General features: G+C 50.8%; 18 protein-coding genes. 4 read left to right on the forward strand and 14 right to left on the reverse strand.

All coding sequences use genetic code 11. The features are described 5' to 3' along the window. Window positions 1-5: 5 nt before the first annotated feature. From PV02_RS06020 to PV02_RS06030, 3 genes are read right to left on the reverse strand one after another with little or no spacing between them, the layout of a single operon-like run. Window positions 6-1,034: an AAA family ATPase gene (locus PV02_RS06020; RefSeq protein ID WP_256622477.1), complete on the reverse strand. Its 1,029-nt coding sequence runs from the start codon at window positions 1,032-1,034 to the stop codon at window positions 6-8. A gap of 24 nt (window positions 1,035-1,058) precedes the next feature. Further along, complete coding sequence (locus PV02_RS06025) at window positions 1,059-2,765, reverse strand: preprotein translocase subunit SecD (RefSeq protein WP_256622478.1); 1,707 nt, start codon at window positions 2,763-2,765, stop codon at window positions 1,059-1,061. Next, window positions 2,762-3,664, reverse strand: a complete 903-nt coding sequence (locus tag PV02_RS06030; protein WP_256622479.1) for a protein translocase subunit SecF — start codon at window positions 3,662-3,664, stop codon at window positions 2,762-2,764. Before PV02_RS06030 ends, PV02_RS06025 begins: the two co-directional genes overlap by 4 nt. A gap of 105 nt (window positions 3,665-3,769) precedes the next feature. Here PV02_RS06030 and PV02_RS06035 point away from each other — a divergent pair, with 105 nt between their 5' ends. Continuing rightward, window positions 3,770-4,219 (forward strand): deoxycytidylate deaminase, encoded by a 450-nt coding sequence (locus tag PV02_RS06035; protein ID WP_256622480.1) that lies wholly within the window; start codon window positions 3,770-3,772, stop codon window positions 4,217-4,219. On the opposite strand, the gene PV02_RS06040 is transcribed toward PV02_RS06035, so the two are convergent. The 4 genes from PV02_RS06040 to PV02_RS06055 all read right to left on the reverse strand — a co-directional run bounded on the left by PV02_RS06040 (window position 4,216) and on the right by PV02_RS06055 (window position 7,801). Further along, a complete protein-coding gene (locus tag PV02_RS06040) occupies window positions 4,216-4,977 on the reverse strand; it encodes a coenzyme F420-0:L-glutamate ligase (RefSeq protein ID WP_256622481.1) in 762 nt (253 codons plus the stop codon). The genes PV02_RS06035 and PV02_RS06040 overlap by 4 nt on opposite strands. A gap of 228 nt (window positions 4,978-5,205) precedes the next feature. Next, window positions 5,206-5,667: an Hsp20/alpha crystallin family protein gene (locus tag PV02_RS06045; RefSeq protein WP_256622482.1), complete on the reverse strand. Its 462-nt coding sequence runs from the start codon at window positions 5,665-5,667 to the stop codon at window positions 5,206-5,208. Window positions 5,668-5,836: 169 nt separating this feature from the next. Further along, the gene (locus tag PV02_RS06050; protein WP_256622483.1) at window positions 5,837-7,042 is read right to left on the reverse strand and encodes a cofactor-independent phosphoglycerate mutase; all 1,206 of its coding nucleotides are present in this window, start codon (window positions 7,040-7,042) and stop codon (window positions 5,837-5,839) included. A gap of 144 nt (window positions 7,043-7,186) precedes the next feature. Continuing rightward, entirely contained in the window at window positions 7,187-7,801 is a 615-nt protein-coding gene (locus PV02_RS06055) for a VTT domain-containing protein (RefSeq protein ID WP_256622484.1), read from the reverse strand. Between the two features lie 127 nt (window positions 7,802-7,928). On the opposite strand from PV02_RS06055, the gene PV02_RS06060 reads away from it, so the two are divergent. The 3 genes from PV02_RS06060 to PV02_RS06070 are packed head-to-tail and all read left to right on the forward strand — an operon-like array spanning window position 7,929 to window position 10,651. Continuing rightward, window positions 7,929-9,341 (forward strand): aspartate kinase, encoded by a 1,413-nt coding sequence (locus PV02_RS06060; protein ID WP_256622485.1) that lies wholly within the window; start codon window positions 7,929-7,931, stop codon window positions 9,339-9,341. Continuing rightward, window positions 9,338-10,339 carry a phosphoribosylformylglycinamidine cyclo-ligase gene (gene purM, locus PV02_RS06065; protein ID WP_256622486.1) on the forward strand — a complete coding sequence of 334 codons (1,002 nt, stop codon included), beginning with the start codon at window positions 9,338-9,340 and terminating at the stop codon, window positions 10,337-10,339. Before PV02_RS06060 ends, purM begins: the two co-directional genes overlap by 4 nt. Before the next feature lie 30 nt (window positions 10,340-10,369). Continuing rightward, window positions 10,370-10,651, forward strand: a complete 282-nt coding sequence (locus tag PV02_RS06070) for a DUF1894 domain-containing protein (RefSeq protein ID WP_256622487.1) — start codon at window positions 10,370-10,372, stop codon at window positions 10,649-10,651. 20 nt (window positions 10,652-10,671) lie between these two features. Here the strand turns inward: PV02_RS06070 and PV02_RS06075 are convergent, their stop codons facing one another. The 7 genes from PV02_RS06075 to mtrC form a co-directional block, all read right to left on the reverse strand. Beyond that, complete coding sequence (locus PV02_RS06075; protein ID WP_256622488.1) at window positions 10,672-11,232, reverse strand: hypothetical protein; 561 nt, start codon at window positions 11,230-11,232, stop codon at window positions 10,672-10,674. 233 nt (window positions 11,233-11,465) lie between these two features. After that, window positions 11,466-12,422, reverse strand: coding sequence for a tetrahydromethanopterin S-methyltransferase subunit H (gene mtrH / locus PV02_RS06080; protein WP_256622489.1), 957 nt, complete (start codon window positions 12,420-12,422; stop codon window positions 11,466-11,468). Between the two features lie 17 nt (window positions 12,423-12,439). Then, window positions 12,440-12,688: a tetrahydromethanopterin S-methyltransferase subunit MtrG gene (gene mtrG, locus PV02_RS06085; RefSeq protein WP_256622490.1), complete on the reverse strand. Its 249-nt coding sequence runs from the start codon at window positions 12,686-12,688 to the stop codon at window positions 12,440-12,442. Next, complete coding sequence (locus PV02_RS06090) at window positions 12,685-12,915, reverse strand: tetrahydromethanopterin S-methyltransferase subunit F (protein WP_256622491.1); 231 nt, start codon at window positions 12,913-12,915, stop codon at window positions 12,685-12,687. Before PV02_RS06090 ends, mtrG begins: the two co-directional genes overlap by 4 nt. Before the next feature lie 5 nt (window positions 12,916-12,920). Then, window positions 12,921-13,646 carry a tetrahydromethanopterin S-methyltransferase subunit A gene (mtrA, locus tag PV02_RS06095; protein WP_256622492.1) on the reverse strand — a complete coding sequence of 242 codons (726 nt, stop codon included), beginning with the start codon at window positions 13,644-13,646 and terminating at the stop codon, window positions 12,921-12,923. Between the two features lies 1 nt (window position 13,647). After that, window positions 13,648-13,962, reverse strand: a complete 315-nt coding sequence (locus PV02_RS06100) for a tetrahydromethanopterin S-methyltransferase subunit B (RefSeq protein WP_256622493.1) — start codon at window positions 13,960-13,962, stop codon at window positions 13,648-13,650. Further along, window positions 13,959-14,804 (reverse strand): tetrahydromethanopterin S-methyltransferase subunit MtrC, encoded by an 846-nt coding sequence (gene mtrC / locus PV02_RS06105; RefSeq protein ID WP_256622494.1) that lies wholly within the window; start codon window positions 14,802-14,804, stop codon window positions 13,959-13,961. The genes PV02_RS06100 and mtrC overlap by 4 nt, the downstream gene beginning before the upstream one ends.

A 14,804-nucleotide genomic window follows, 5' to 3' on the forward strand; every position in this document is an offset into this window, starting at 1 on the left:
CCCGGTTACGTGCAAAAGCCTGCCACCAGGTTTTCCAGCTGTATCCTTTCACTGGATGCGTCTGTCATGCAGAGGTCTGCATCAGCTATCCTGATCATCCATCCAGCTATGGTCTCCTCGCTCTCATTGGAAGATACCGTCATTGCATGCAGCTGCAGCAGGATCTCCTGTCCTGACATGCCGTCCTCCAGAATGAGGTTATCTATTGCCTTGCGGGCCTCAGTGATGTCCTTTGCAACGGCAGCCTGGAACAGTTGTGTGATATTCTCCGACCTTTCCTTCAGGGTGCAGTCGTATATCTCCTGTGCCCCTATGACCGTGGCAGGAAACTGCAGGGACGCCACCTGTAAGGTATGCAGTGCTCTGGCAACATTGCCGTTTGCATGATACCCGAGTGCATCAACCCCGTCATCTGAGACCGACAGACCTTCGCTGTCCGCCACCTGCCTGATAAAAGCTGCAAGTTTCTCTGCCGACACGTGCCTGAAGAAAAGCTGAAGGCCCCTCGATCTCAGGGGTGCGATGAGCTTTGATGGCTGGGTGGTTGAAAGCACAAACCTGCATGTGGTTGTGTATTTTTCCATGATCCTCCTCAGGGCATGCTGTGCGTCGGAGTTGAAGGCTTCCGCGTTATCAATGAAGATTATCTTGAAATCCGAATCAATGGGGCCCATACTTGCATACTCGTTGACTATCTCCTTGAAGAGGGAGATCACGCTTTTCTGTATCTTTGAAGGGTCATCAGTACCTATGATGCGCAGGAATCTCTTGTCCCTCACAAGGTAACGCTTGCCCTGCTCAAAGAAATCCGAAGCGTTGAAGTAGGTCAAATTGCGCTCGTAATCCTCTCCGTATATCTCTCTGGCCATCGCAAAGGCAGCTGAGGACTTGCCAGTGTTCTCAGGACCGTGGAGCACCAGGTGAGGGAGATTCTTCGAGCATACAAGCCTGCGTATCATGTCTACGGATTCTTCATTGCCCAGTACCTCGTCAAGATTTGAAGGCCTGTACTTTACCGTCCATATGTCTTTCATCTTCCTCACCCGGTCTATCCGTTTTCACTCTGCCCTGTTCCCGTTCCTGGCTGCGTTCGCTTCAAGCACGCTGAGAATGACCCTGCCGTAAACCGGCCTGGCTATCAGTATACCTATCAGGACACCCACGATGGTCGTTATCGCGAAACCCTTGAGGGCGCCGAATCCCATAACCACCAGGGGGGACATTGCTATCACTGTAGTGGCTGCTGCAGCGAATATGATGGCAAATGCTTTTGTTATCCTGGCCAGATATACTTTTCTCGGAGGAAGCTTGCCTTCGTAGAGCACCTCATCCGTGATGATCACAAGATGGTCTATGCCGGTTCCCATGACCGCTATGATGCCCGCGATGCTCGGAAGGTCAAGCTGCCAGCCTATGGCGCCGGCAAACCCGAGGATCATTATCACTTCACTGACGGATGTGGCAACCATGGGCAGGAGTATCTCCGGCTTCCTGTATCTCCTGTAGACGACGGCTGCAACGGCAAGCAGGGTCATCAGCCCGGCAAACACTGCCTGGCTCTTGAACTGCTCTCCGAGGGATGCATCAACCTGTCCGGAGCCGATTATCTCCACATTTACCGGAAGGGCGCCTGCACGCAGGTGTATCTGTAACTGTTCTGCCCTGGCCTTGCTTTCCTCATCCCCTCCCGTGGATGCCTGCCAGGAGTATATGGGATACTGGGCAAGGGTCGAGGCTGCAGAGGAGCTGAGAGGCGCACTATATACTTCGCTGCCATCAAGGTACATTATCAGGTTATGGGACAGCGGGTCCCGGGTGGCGCCGGTTTCGACGGCTGCCTTCTGGAGTGCAAGAGCTCCGGCATCACTCAAGGTGAAGGGTGTATACCATCCGCTCTGGTCACTGTATCCTGCGATGCCCACGCTCTCTATCTCATCTCCATAGAGCACATGCCTGCTTTCATTACCCTGCGTGGCGATCCTTATCTCGAACTTGCCGGGCTTTGATGCGATGTCCTGGGCGGTGGCAAGGTCCATGCCTGCAAAGTCAATGAGGATATAGTTCTCACCGACGACCCTGACAGGTATGTCCTTAAGTCCGAGCGTATTGAGCTTATCACTGAGAATATCCTTTGTCAGGTCCAGTGTTCCTGCTCTTACGCCTTCCCTGTAGACCGGCGTGCCGTCACTGCCGCGGACGATGTGCCCGCCCACATTTGCCATGATCCTTTCCAGATCTTCCTGGGACACGGCGGTCCTGATCTCATATTCCACGTTACCTGAATCCGCCAGTGCCGGAATGACCTCCGCCTTCAGGCCATCTGACAGGTAGGAGGTGATCAGTGCTGGTTTGGATGTGTACAGCACAACCTCGGTGACATTGTTCGTACGCTTGACAGTGGATTGGCCCAGTCCGAGCTGGTCCATCTGGCTGGTTGTGATCTGCGTGGGAGTTGTAAAGGTGACTGCAAGCTCCCCATTGGCTGCATTTGCGCTTATGATATCGATATTATTACTGATTTTATTCCCGAGGACTGCAGCAGACAACATGTTTGCATCTGCATCAAGCTGGGCAACTGCTCCCTTAAGCTGGACCTGCAGCCATGATCCTCCCTCAAGATCAAGCCCGTAATTGAGCCCGGTGTTAAGACCTTCCCCGGAGGAATACCCCGGCTGGATGAAGATTATCGAGGCCAGTATAGCTATTATGAACACTATTACCCTGAAATCCCTGAACAGGCTCTGCTTTTCTTCATCTTCTCTCATGCTTTTCTCCCCCTCTGGCTTGGGCGGTTTACGTGCCACCTGAGGATTGATGTGTTCAGCATCCATGTGTTTATAATGTCAGCCACAAGTCCGAAGATCAATACTATCGATATGTTCGAAAGCAGTGTGATCTGCGAGAATGAGGGGATGACAAGATATGAATACGTAGAGACCACATACATCACGAAAAGTGCTGCAAGGGTTGTTGTTGTCATTGTTATGCCTGTCTGCATTGCATTGGAAATGTTCTCCTGGACCGTGCCGCGTCTTTTGAGCACCCTTGTGGTGAGCAGGATGTCACTGTCCACCGAATAACCGATAAGCATCAGCAGTGCGGCAACTGTTCCCAGTGAGAGTTCTATGCCTGCCACATTCATGAACGCGGCAGCTATCATTATATCCGACATCGCCGAGAATACCACGGCAGCGGACGGCACGAAGGTCCTGAATATCAGGAAGACCACAATTGCCATTCCTGCGAATGAAAGGAACACGGCTGTTACAGCCTGTTTCTGGAGGCTTGCCCCGTATACGGGACCTATCTGTTTTATCTCAACTTCAGTATAGGATGATGTCACTTCCTTTGCGAGCCGGTTCTGCTCCTCATTGCTCATGGGCCCGAATTGCATCACGACACGCGAGCCTGTCTCACGGGCATCGCTGATGGGATAAGAGGAAAATTGTGCTTCAAGGGTTTCGGCACTCTGGGTAGTGGCCACTGATATCTGTGTTCCTCCCTTGAACTCCATACCAAGTTTCACAGGCGCGCCGGTGCTTGCAAATGTAATTCCAAGTATAAGCGCAGATACGAGGAAAAGTGCAAGAGGTAGTGCCGCAAGCTGGCGGTTACTGTGATTTTTAACAAACGAATCTAAACGTTCGGTCAGACCGACTTCCATGTTTCATACTCCGGAAAACTTTTTCAGCCCAAATGGTGCTAATAAAGTAGTTGCTATTCATACACTACAACTTATATATACTACTTGTCGTTTTCTTTTGAACGAATGACAGACAGACCAAGCATTGACGAGTATTTCCTTGAGATCGCTACAGTGGTTGCCAAGCGTTCCACCTGCCTGAGGAACAGGGTTGGTGCTGTTATTGCCAGGGACAAGAGAATATTGTCCACAGGTTACAACGGTGCGCCGCGCAACATGGAACATTGCCTTGATATCGGATGCATACGGGAACAGAACAATATCGCATCAGGTACCCGCCATGAGAAGTGCAGGGCAGTGCACGCCGAGCAGAACGCCATACTGCAGGCTGCCCTCCATGGAGTGAGCACTGATTCGGCAACACTTTACTGCACACACCAGCCCTGTATATTGTGTGCGAAGATGATCATTAATGCAAATATTAAAAGGGTTGTCTACATCCAGCCTTATCCGGATACGGATGCGCTCGGCTTCTTTGCGGAAGCAGGTGTGGAAGTTGTAAGCATCCCCCTTTAGGGATGATTCAGGCTGCGCAGCCCTTTCCTGATAATATCCTGCCCGCTCTCCCTGTACATCTCTTTTACGGAGGCCGGGTCATCAGAGCGCATTTCAAGTCCTCTGAGGACGACCACAGGATAGCCACCATCCCCTTCTCCCATGAGAAGGTTAGCTGCGCCCGCGATCTCGTCCGCGATCGATTCTTCCGTTATCTGCAGTATGTTACCGAAAAGGTCTTTCTTCCCTTTCCAGTTCCTGATGGGGTGGATGCGGTAAAGGCCCACTGCAACGCCTGTCTGCCCTATCTTGAATGCCCTGCCGTTGGTATCGGTTATGATGACACTGATCTTCCTGCCTGTTATCTCCTCCATCCTCTTCCCGATGTTTGCAGCACTCAGGTCGGGGTCTTCCGGGAGGTCTGCAAGGAATCCGCTGTCAACATTGGATGCATCGATACCTGCCTTTATGCAGACATGGCCGTGCTTTGTCTCAACAAGGAATATGGGCCACTCGACCAGCACGTCGCGGCTCCTGTCAAGCACAGCCTGTACAAAGCGGGGGTCCGTCTGGTGTTCATGTGCTATCCTCCCGGCCTCGTCACCGGGTACTATGTCCTCGAGCCTGAACATCCTGCCTTCGGCTTTTGCGACTATTGTTGAAGCAATAATGATAATATCATTGTCCATGAGCTGCGCATTCTCACAGATGATGGCGGCGATGTCATCTCCCGCCCTGATAAGCGGTACGTTCTCAACAGTAAAGGCTTCCATCTTCAAGGGCTATTCCTCAGCAGATTAAACAGGAGTAGGAATAAATAATAGTATCGTATAAAAGGGACTCGCGGCGATGATGATAGTTACCCCCACTGAGCAAAGGATGATGATAACTCTGACTGATGCCGCGTTAATAACTCATTTTTACAAGATCAAAAAATGAAAGTGATATGTCCACTTTTAAGTGAACATCCGGTAAAGAACAAACTTGCTTTCCGGAATGCAGGATGCTTATTCTATCATGATCCTGTGCTTCTCTTCCTCTTCCGCTTTCGGGAGCGTGATGGTAAGCACGCCGTCTTCCATCTTCGCAGTTGAACCCTGCTCCGTCACTGAAGCAGGCAGGCTGAAGGAACGTGCAAATCTCTTGAAGGAGCGTTCCTTCATGAGGTATCCTTCCTTCTCTTCCTCACTTTCCCTCTGGGTATTGGCACTGATCCAGAGCCTGTTACCCTTGATATCTATATTTACATCTTTCTTATCGATTCCCGGAAGGTCGGTAGTGACAATAATGTTATTCTCCTTTTCCTTGATATCGGCAAGAGGGCGGAATGTATCTATGTCCATCCATCCGCCGCCAGTCTCGCTTTCACCGAAGAGCTGGTTCAGGCGATCCTGCATGCTTCTCATTTCCTCGAACGGGTCCATCCTGTCAACTGCAGAAGGGCTCCACTTTGTAAGTCCAAATCTCATTGTGTCCACTCCTTATTCCTGGTACCTGTCTTAATGCGGAAGCCTTCACTCTCAGCTTCCATCATCTCTATTATAGAGTGGTCTTATTTATACTTGATCAAAGACAGAGCCTATAGTATCTGAATTCCGGAATAATATAAAGGAGCAGGCTCACCCTCTCTTTTTTATATCAGGTTTGCTGACCGGATCTGATCAGCATTCCTATCAGGTCTGCTGCATATACTGTGCCGAAAGATCCGTTCTTTACCGACTCCTCATCAAATGCCTGTGCAGCATCCGGCTGTTTCTCTGCCGTGGAGAAGACTGCAAAGGGTATCGGGGCCGATGTGTGCGTTCTCAGGGCAACAGGTGTCGGATGGTCCGGCAGCACCATTATAGTTACATCCTCCGGATAATCCAGGGCCGCTTTCAGGACCGTGCCTACAACCTTCTCATCAAAATCCTCTATAGCCTGTATCTTGGCTTTCATATTACCCATATGGCCTGCCTCGTCCGGCGCCTCCACATGCACAAACACGAAGTCATGGTCATCCAGGGCCTTCATTGCGTACTCGCCCTTACCCTTGTAATTGGTATCGAGATAGCCTGTGGCTCCCGGGACCTGTATCACGTCGAGCCCTGCATATATGCCTATTCCGTTCACAAGGTCCACAGCCGATATTATGGCTCCCCTGAGCCCGTAGAGCTCGCTGAAAAGAGGGAATGCCGGTGCGAATCCCTGGCCCCAGAGCCAGATGGAGTTCCCGGGGTTTTTGCCTTCCCTTATCCTCTTCTCATTGACCGGATGCTTCTCCAGTACCGGCATGGATGCCTCGATGAGCCTGCTCATGACCTCATTGTCCTTTCCCTTTGGCATGTGAAGAAGCCTGTCCTGGTCTATGACATCATGCGGGGGTGTACATAGTGTCTCAGCTCCAAGCGCACCCTTGCTCACCAGCAGGTGACGATAGCTGATCCCGGGATAGAAACTGAAGGCTTCGCTGCCAAGCTCTTTGTCAACGGCCTCGATAAGCTCCTTTGCCTCGGCGTTTGTGATATGTCCCGAACTGTAATCTGCTATGAGGCCGTCCTTTATTGTAATGAGATTGCACCTGAAGGCCACGTCATCTCCTTCAACTTTGATACCCATGCTTGCGGCTTCCAGGGGTGCCCTGCCGGAGTAGTATTTTCTCGGATCGTAGCCTATGATGGACATATTGGCAACATCACTGCCGGGATGCAGTCCTTCAGGCACTGTCCGGGCCAGCCCTGCACGCCCGTTCCTTACTATATAATCCATGTTTGGTGTGTTGGCTTTCTGGAGGACTGTCTTTCCGCTCAGTTCCTCAAGGGGTTCATCAGCCATGCCGTCTCCGATAAGTACTACATATTTCATGTTTTGACCTCAGTTAAGACTCCAGTAAATGGGAATTACTTATTAACGTTCTCTTAAGTATGTTTACTTTGCTGTCGTGTCCGGTGTACCTGCATGCACCTGGCCTATGGGAAAGGCTCCTGATATGCATCCTGAGGCCCGGTGTCAGAAATAACTGTATCCAAGCATCGCAAGCTCCATGAGGACCAGTATAAGCATGGATTTGCCAAGGATCAACGGAAGGACCATTTTCCTTATCGGGAAGGAGGATATCCCGAGCACTATCGAGATGGCATCACTGGGGAGTGGCGTCATGGAGTAGAAGAAGATCAGTATGATCATTTTCCCATCGCTGTACTTCTCTGTCCGCCTCCTCAGACGGGCTACGATGCTCCCGTATCTTTCAGGAATGCACTGGCTCCCCGTTCTTGACAGATGGTATATTACAAGATCCCCTGAGAGAAGGCCCGTACTTGCAGACAGGGAAAGCCAGACCGGATCGACCCCGCTAAAGGATATTGCTATCAGCGAGGTATAGAACAGGGTGGTAGTGAACAGGGACACTCCGCCAATCATCGCGAGCAAGAACACGAAAATGTAAGCATTGCGGACTCCCAGCATCTTCACTATCTGCACAGGATCGTACAGAGACAGGAATACGGACCATAGCACTACGGCAAGAGCGATCACCAGAAATATCCTTCTGCTTTTCTCCCTTCCGGGGTCACAGGATGATAATGCTGTATTGCGGCTATGCAAAATCGGGTCCTCTGATGTCATTCTTCCTGTTATATTGACCCCAAGGTTCTTAATGGTTCTTTACCGTCTTTTGCTACTCATAATCTTTATATCAGTCCGTATCTTTATACTGCGAAAAGCGGTATTGATCAAAACACGTGGTTGAACTATGAGAATCGTAATGAAATTCGGCGGTACGTCGGTTGCAAACGGCGAGAAGATCCGTCACGTCGCAGAACTCCTGAAGAGGTATCATCAGGGCGGTAACGAAGTTATAGCAGTAACCTCGGCTCTTAGCGGTGTCACGGATGGCCTGCTCAACACGGCAAATGAGGTCTCTGTAAACGGAAAGGTCACCCAGGTCAAAGAATTCATAGCCGATATAACAAAGAAACATTACGATGCCATAAATGTGGCCATGGACGGCGAGACTCTACGGGACCAGTGTATCGCAGCGGTGGACTGTCGGCTGGACGAACTCGAGAAGGCCCTCATCGGCATATGCTACCTGGGCGAGCTCACGCCACGCTCCATTGATTACATCTCATCCTATGGTGAACGCCTTGCAGCTCCCATTGTAAGCGGCTCCATACGCTCCGTGGGAATAAACTCGGTCTCGTTGACCGGCGGTGAGGCGGGCATTGTCACTGATTCCAATTACGGCGATGCAAAGCCCCTCGAACAGAGCTATTCCCAGATAAAGGAAAAGCTGTGCCCCCTGCTTGAGGACTCCATACCAGTGGTCACGGGTTTCATTGCGCAGAACAAGCAGCAGATAATCACTACCTTGGGGCGCAGCGGTTCCGACTTCTCGGCATCCATTCTGGGCGCCGCAGTGAACGCTGACGAGATATGGCTCTGGAAGGAGGTCGACGGGATAATGACCACCGACCCCAAGATAGTCCCGGAGGCCCAGTCCATCCCGCTCATATCATATATAGAGGCAATGGAGCTCTCATATTTCGGGGCCAAGGTGCTCCACCCACGCACAATAGAGCCTGCTATCACGCACAGGATCCCCGTACGTGTGAAGAACACCTTCGATCCTGAGTTCGAAGGCACTCTTATCGTTGCCGAGCAGAAGCAGAAGGAAGACGTAGTAAAAGCCGTGACCCTGATCAAGAAGGTCGCCCTGATCAATATATCAGGTGCCGGCATGATGGGCACCATAGGCACTGCAGCAAGGGTCTTTTCCTCACTGGCCAGCGAGGGCGTTAATATTATAATGATCAGCCAGGGTTCCTCTGAGGCCAACATGACCCTGATCGTTAATGAGGACCATCTAGAGAGAGCGGTAGCGGCCATAAGGCGCGAGTTCAGCAACAATGTTGTCGGAGATGTGGCATATGACCGGGATGTCTGCGTAGTTGCAGTGGTAGGCGCAGGCATGGACGGCATTCCGGGTGTTGCGGGCAAGGTCTTCAATGCTCTTGGAAAGGCAGGCATCAATATTATCATGATCAGCCAGGGCTCTTCCCAGCACAACATATCTTTTGCTGTCAGCTCGGATGATGCTATTGAGGCTGTAAGGGTCCTACACAGGGAATTCGAACTGGACCGCCAATGCAGGGATCAACAATGAGTGATAAACATCTAACCTATGCAGAGTCAGGAGTAGACATCGAAGAGGAAGAGAAGACCATCAAGGCCCTCACTAAGGGCATGACCTATAAGCGTACGGGACTCGGTGCGCCACTGACCGATATAGGTCACTATGCAGGTCTTATAGACTTCGGGGAATATGCACTGGCACTTGCCACCGACGGGGTCGGCTCCAAGGTTCTCATAGCCAACGAGATGAAGCGCTGGAACACGGTGGGCATCGACTGCATAGCAATGAATGTCAACGACCTGCTGGCAATAGGTGCTGAGCCCATATCTTTTGTGGACTATCTTGCCCTCGAAGAGCATGACGAGGATTTTGCATCCCAGATAGGTGAAGGCCTCAGGAAAGGAGCAGAGTTCTCCCGCATGTCCATCGCAGGCGGTGAAACAGCCACCCTGCCGGATATAATCAACGGCTTTGACCTTGCGGGCACATGCCTGGGAATGGTCAGGAAGGAGAACATCATTACCGGTGAAAAGGTCCGCCTGGGAGATGCCATTGTAGGCATACCCAGCGCAGGCGTCCACAGCAATGGGTACACCCTTGTCAGGAAGATCGTCGAGAACTCTTCGTATTCATACCATGATCCTTTCCCTTATAACCCGTCAACGACCCTGGGGGACGAACTGCTGATACCCACGCGCATCTATATGGAGATCCTTGATGTCATAAAGGAGTGCGACGTCCACGGGCTTGCTCACATAACGGGCAGCGGGCTTCTGAAACTCAGGCGTGTGACCGGCCTTGGATTTGATTTCCACGATCCTCTGGAGCCTCATGACATTTTCAAGTTCCTGCAGAAAGAAGGCAATGTCGATGACCTGGAAATGTACAGGACATTCAATATGGGAATGGGCTTTGTCATTATACTGCCTCCTGAACAGGCACAGAAGGCTGCTTCCATGACCGGGGGCAAGATCGTAGGCAGGATAGTGGAAAGTGGTATAAAGGTTTCCGGCCTAGTTATTGTATAGTATTGTCAAAGGTAAAAGGGAAAGTGACCAATGGCCTGTATAAGCGACCTGCCTTACGAGATCCTCCTGAAAGGGGGCACGCCCGCCCAGTGTGAAGCACTTATCAGGGAAAACTCTGACGAGGTATACCATGTAGGAGGCGGCTATACCATACGCGGAGTTATCCTTAAGGGAGACAATATCCCTATTGGCACAAAAGGAAATGATCTGTTCTTCCAGTATATCAAGCCCTGCTTCGGGCTCTTTGTCCTCAGACTGCCGGATGCGGCGGACGAGGTTGAGAAACTGCGTTCCAAGTTCGGGAAGAAGTGAGGCCATTCTTCCCATTTGGCTCAGAGCCTCGTGCTTTTTGCTTTCTGCAGCACCCACTTCAGGAAATCCCCTGAAGGGAATTCGTGTATGGTTGTTACAATGATCATTCCGTCACCTGTTTTTTTGCTTACCATGAGAGCCCTGCCTTTCTTGTCCGTGAGCAGCACATCCCCCTCTGCATTCTTCAAGTAACCATCGAACTCCACCCCTTCCAGCTTATCCACTATGCATTGTGACTCATCCTTAGCCTTGCAGATATCTGCAGACATCTGCTTCTGCACGTATTTCAGTTCCATGGGAAGCCAGTCAAAATCATGTCCTTCCACCATTGGTCCGAATGCAAGCACGATCCCGCCCTTCTCTACGAACCTCTCTATCTGTTTCTTGCTTCGCCTGAGCCCTCCCAGCACTTTCGTATAGGCCGGGTTTGCAAAGCCCGTGGGGACCACCAGGCATTTACATGGAGGCAGGAAAGGGGTGCCAATGGTCTCTGCAGTAATTCTCTGGCATTTTATGCCATGTTCGGCGAACAGTTTCTCAAAAAGCAGGGGGCTGTCCCAGAGCAGCATCACATCGGTCATGGGTGGGAATATTACCTGCTGGTTTAATTGCCTTTCTTTTCTTGGCCCATGTCCGGACACATATTATACAGATTTAACACGGGTTTTATGTGGCAGAGGATTTCTAAACTCACTCTTTCCTGAATCTGTGTCATCCGTGCAAATCCCTGTCTTAGAGGGTATTATGAAAAAGAATCAGCCTTGATGAAAAGAGGATCTCAAAAAAGAAAATACAAAAGGAAAAAGCTGGTGGTTTAAACCAGCTTGAAGATGGGGTGGTTCGGGTCCTTGACCTCGAGGCCAAGTTCCTTTGCAGTCTCAGCCAGCATGATATCGACCATTGCTGTTGCAGGGAATACCTTGTCGGTGTTCTCTATAGGTCCGAACAGCTGGAAGTTTGAACCGAGCACCTGTGGCACAAGGTTTGTTCCGATATCTGAAGGCATGTAGATTGCCTGCTTCTCTTCCTTTGTCTCGAATTTCTTCTTGTAGTTCTTCATCCAGTCCCATGCGGATGCCATGTTGTGGTATCCACCGCCTACAGGCAGGCCGAGGTGGCCCTTGATGGCTACTACGGATCTCATGGATGCGCCTGCACCTGCTCCCAGAGGGGTTGCAGCGACGTCGATAAGGGGCTTTGTGATACCGCATTCCCTTGCGATCTCAAGCATACCCTTGCTCTGTCCGGTACCGCCGGTCTCGAGGATCTCAAGCTTTCCTTTTACGCTGGGGTCTGTTGCATTGAATGCAAGGACGATGGAACAGTTGATGTCACTGTCTGCGATGGCTGTGATCTCGTCTGCGTGGACACTGGCATTGATGGAGTTGTAGATGGCCCTCTTGGCTACACCAATCTCGGTCACATACTCTGCTGCAGCTGCACGTACCTCGCCTGCTGAGGAGTCTATCAGGAATGGTGTCTTGTCGTCAAGCTCGACGAACCAGTCGATGTACTTCTTGATAGCTTCTGGTGTCTCACCCACGATCTGGTTGACGTATGGGTTACCTGTGACCTCTCCCATGTCGACAATGTTCTGCCAGAGCTTGTCTGCTGCAGCCTTGTCGAAAACACCCTTGTCTTCATCAGTCACGATCTTGTGCCTGTTGTAGAACATTGTTCCTACAAGCACAGTTGGATATTCGCCGGGCTGTCCACCGAACTTGACGCCTCCGACCTCGAATACTTCTTGTTTCTTGTCAAATCTGAACATATGAATAACCTCTTGTTTTAGATCCTTATCCCTAGGCTTGCCAGGTACGGTGCTATGAACAGAACATATACCAGGAATATGAGTATCCCGGCTACTGCTCCGTACAATATGCCTATGTCTCTGCCTACTTTCTTACCGATACGCTGTGAGATCTCACTGTTTACGAACTCTACCTTCTCATCGATCTTGTTGAGCCTGTCGAGCACAGCACTGAAATCTGCAGGATCGACTACAACGCTTGGTACCTTATCACTTGCATTGCTCATATCATCACCTGCCAGATAAACATCGGAAGTATGACTACTATGAACAGTATGAAGACAAAACCGGCTATGAATCCAGACACACCTGTTGCAGATACTCCTGAATCCAGTTTCTGGTTCCTGGCTATCAGCTGAGCTCTGTAGCGGATGTCCTCTATGACGGACTCGATGGGTCCCATCTGTGGATTAATGACCGTCGGTACTCCTTTTCCATATTCTTCTTCTGCCATGTCAATTACCTCCCGAACAACAACATTCCAAGCAGTGTCAGGGTGATGGCAAGACCTATCATGATCCCTTCCACCTTGCCTGCGTGTACACCGGAGTGGAACTTGTTCAGGTTACCTATGTACATCATTTCCCTGTCGATGTCCAGTATCCTGTTCCTTATGGTTGCCAGCTCGGCAGCCATTGGCTTAAGTCCACCAGCCTCTGCACCTTCTTCCTCTTTGTCTCCACCGACTTCGATCACCAGCGGGTCGGCATCAAAGGCTCCGGGGTCCTTTGCAGCGTATTCCTTGATCTTGGCAACGATGGCATTCATATCCTCCGTACCAATAAAGTCTATAGCCTCTACCTGTTCCTGGAATCTCTTGATAGCTGCATCGGTGAGGTTCTCAATGTAGGGGATAGCGCCGGTTGCACCGACTATCCTGTTGTCCTTTATACCATTGCGGTGCAGGGACAGGAATGCCTGTCCGGTGATGTGCCCTTTTACCTCTGCACCTGTCACTATCAGGTACCTGATGTTGGGGTTTGAGATGATGTGTGCAACGACCTTCTCAATACCCAGGTTCTCTGTCTTACAGGGACCTGTGATGGCCGCACCGGCTTCCAGCTGAGGTCCGGATGCAAGGTGGGAACCGCAGGTGATGACAGCGACACAGTTCTTTATGTTGCCGACATCATACTCTCCCTTGAGTATTGGCCAGTCAGGGGCTGCCTCTCTTTTTGTAACCATTTTATATGCCTCCAAGTGCGCTCATCACAAGAAGCAACAGTCCTGCAACTCCCAGCCCAACTACAATACCGTAGAAGGCGTTCCCATAGAACCCTGCCTGCATGGATGTGTTCTCACGTCCCGGGAATGAGTTGAGCAATTCCCTGTCTGGTGAAAGGGAGTTTATCAGGTCTTCTGCGATCTTATCCAGTTCATCAAGCTGTGCCATGATGGGATCCATTGAATATGCTATGATATCCTCTCTCTCTGCAGCAAGCAAAGATGTGAGTGGATCCAGTACGAGGTGTGCCTCTGGGGCAACGTGAACCATGCTCATTCCAGTTCCTCCTTGGATGGCAGAAGCCCTGTACCTGTTACCCTGTATGCATCTCTCTTAACACGCTTGTAGAACCCGCTGAAGGATATGTACCATATGGCAACTCCTATGAGGATTGTAAGTGAGCCTGATGCAAATGGTGTAATGGTGGCGACTATTCCTGCAGTGATCATTGCTATCGCACCCTTCTCGAAAGCACATGCAAGTGTGCGGTCCTGTTTTTCATCAGGTCCGAGGTTTGCATTGTACGGGTGCAGAATTGCAAGTCCGCCTGCAATGAAAATAACTGCTATGTATCCTGTTGTCATGACTCCGGTGGCTACTCCCTGTGCAACGACCACGCCATTGACTACCTCGTCAAAGAACATGAACGTACCGATCATGGAAGTGCTGAGGCCGATAATGGTAATGGCACCAGCTGCCGCGATCTCTGTCATTGACTGCACCATTATGGGTATGCCCATATTGAGCACCTTGTTTGCAAGGATGCCTACTACAAGCCCTATCAGGGATGCGAAAATAACTGCAATTACAGGACCGGCTATTCCACCGACTGCAAGACCGAATGTTGCTGCTATTATGCCTATACCAAGTGCAAGCATACCGATGGAAGGTACGCCGGTACCAAGGCCGTAATTTGCAACCCTTCTGACTGCTGCAGCGCCCCACACGATACCGCATAGGGCACCAAGGGCTCCCAGGAATGACATGGATGGTCCTATAATGTCAGTCAGGAAGTAAGCTGCGTATATTCCTATAAGGCCGCCTATTACTCCGAAGGCTATCAAGTTGTTCTGGGGAATTGCCGCGTGGGCTCCTCCGCCTCCTCCGCCTACTGACAT

It is taken from the genome of Methanolobus chelungpuianus (assembly GCF_024500045.1).
Taxonomy (GTDB): Archaea; Halobacteriota; Methanosarcinia; order Methanosarcinales; family Methanosarcinaceae; genus Methanolobus; species Methanolobus chelungpuianus.

Bases quoted from the DNA above. Each gene is read 5' to 3' on its own strand.
- PV02_RS06020 (WP_256622477.1), bottom strand. From the start codon at position 1,034: ATGAAAGACATATGGACGGTAAAGTACAGGCCTTCAAATCTTGACGAG.
- PV02_RS06025 (WP_256622478.1), bottom strand. From the start codon at position 2,765: ATGAGAGAAGATGAAGAAAAGCAGAGCCTGTTCAGGGATTTCAGGGTA.
- PV02_RS06030 (WP_256622479.1), bottom strand. From the start codon at position 3,664: ATGGAAGTCGGTCTGACCGAACGTTTAGATTCGTTTGTTAAAAATCAC.
- PV02_RS06035 (WP_256622480.1), top strand. From the start codon at position 3,770: ATGACAGACAGACCAAGCATTGACGAGTATTTCCTTGAGATCGCTACA.
- PV02_RS06045 (WP_256622482.1), bottom strand. From the start codon at position 5,667: ATGAGATTTGGACTTACAAAGTGGAGCCCTTCTGCAGTTGACAGGATG.
- PV02_RS06050 (WP_256622483.1), bottom strand. From the start codon at position 7,042: ATGAAATATGTAGTACTTATCGGAGACGGCATGGCTGATGAACCCCTT.
- PV02_RS06055 (WP_256622484.1), bottom strand. From the start codon at position 7,801: ATGACATCAGAGGACCCGATTTTGCATAGCCGCAATACAGCATTATCA.
- PV02_RS06060 (WP_256622485.1), top strand. From the start codon at position 7,929: ATGAGAATCGTAATGAAATTCGGCGGTACGTCGGTTGCAAACGGCGAG.
- purM (WP_256622486.1), top strand. From the start codon at position 9,338: ATGAGTGATAAACATCTAACCTATGCAGAGTCAGGAGTAGACATCGAA.
- PV02_RS06070 (WP_256622487.1), top strand. From the start codon at position 10,370: ATGGCCTGTATAAGCGACCTGCCTTACGAGATCCTCCTGAAAGGGGGC.
- PV02_RS06075 (WP_256622488.1), bottom strand. From the start codon at position 11,232: ATGACCGATGTGATGCTGCTCTGGGACAGCCCCCTGCTTTTTGAGAAA.
- mtrH (WP_256622489.1), bottom strand. From the start codon at position 12,422: ATGTTCAGATTTGACAAGAAACAAGAAGTATTCGAGGTCGGAGGCGTC.
- mtrG (WP_256622490.1), bottom strand. From the start codon at position 12,688: ATGAGCAATGCAAGTGATAAGGTACCAAGCGTTGTAGTCGATCCTGCA.
- PV02_RS06090 (WP_256622491.1), bottom strand. From the start codon at position 12,915: ATGGCAGAAGAAGAATATGGAAAAGGAGTACCGACGGTCATTAATCCA.
- mtrA (WP_256622492.1), bottom strand. From the start codon at position 13,646: ATGGTTACAAAAAGAGAGGCAGCCCCTGACTGGCCAATACTCAAGGGA.
- PV02_RS06100 (WP_256622493.1), bottom strand. From the start codon at position 13,962: ATGAGCATGGTTCACGTTGCCCCAGAGGCACACCTCGTACTGGATCCA.
- mtrC (WP_256622494.1), bottom strand. From the start codon at position 14,804: ATGTCAGTAGGCGGAGGAGGCGGAGGAGCCCACGCGGCAATTCCCCAG.